1 protein-coding gene and 1 pseudogene are annotated in these 889 nt (G+C 50.3%); both read left to right on the forward strand.

Annotation, left to right across the window (positions count from 1 at the left end; translation table 11 throughout):
- Window positions 1–130 precede the first annotated feature (130 nt).
- Window positions 131–645, forward strand: a pseudogene (locus BG32_RS05380) (family 1 glycosylhydrolase).
- A gap of 14 nt (window positions 646–659) precedes the next feature.
- On the forward strand, window positions 660–889 hold a 230-nt coding region (locus tag BG32_RS05385), incomplete at its 3' end, for a LacI family DNA-binding transcriptional regulator (protein WP_147434838.1).

Consider the following 889-nt stretch of genomic DNA (forward strand, 5'->3'; position numbering starts at 1 on the left):
GCTGATCTACGCTATGAGCTGGATAGACGGGGAGGAAAGGGCGGTCGATTCTGCCCTGAAAGCTCAGTTTGAATTTATCGACCGCATAAAAGATAGAACGGACTTCCTTGGTTTGAATTACTATTCACGGATGGTAGTTGAAAGCGATGAAGAGAGCGACATAGGTTACAAACTCCTGCCGGGATTCGGACAGGGCTGCAAGCCCAACTCGCTTTCCAGATCGGGCAGACCGACGAGCGATTTCGGCTGGGAGATCTACCCCGAAGGTTGTACAATATACTGAAGACGACTATGAGAAGGTACGACGTTCCAGTCTTCGTAACCGAGAATGGAATCGCCGATGCCACGGACGGACTGAGGCCATACTATCTCATAGGCCACCTGAAAGCAGTGGAAACGCTTATTGAAGAGGGCTTCAGCGTGAAGGGATACATGCACTGGTCTCTCACCGACAACTACGAATGGGCCTCCGGCCTTGGAATGCGTTTCGGACTGGTCAGTGTGGACTTCAATGATGGAAGCCTGACTCCGAGACCTTCCTACTACCTTTTGAAAGAAATTATAAAGCAGGGCTCGGTTAATGATTTCAAGAAGATGCTGAAAGAGCCGTACGACATCTTTGACGAAACCCTGCTCATCGAATAGGGGGAAAGGACTGGATGGTGACGATAAAGGATGTCGCTGCCGAAGCCGAGGTTTCGATAGCGACCGTCTCTCGGGTATTGAACGGAAGCGGCTATGTTTCCGAAGATACTAAGCTGCGCGTGTTGAGGGTCATCAACAGACTCAACTACCATCCCATGCCTTCGATTCGAAAGAAGAGCCTATACAGAACCCTGGGCGTCCTCCTGCCCAACACAATGGGAAACCATTACGGCGAAATTTTCAT

Origin of the sequence: Mesotoga sp. HF07.pep.5.2.highcov (assembly GCF_003666285.1) — a bacterium.
GTDB classification, from domain to species: domain Bacteria; phylum Thermotogota; class Thermotogae; order Petrotogales; family Kosmotogaceae; genus Mesotoga; species Mesotoga prima.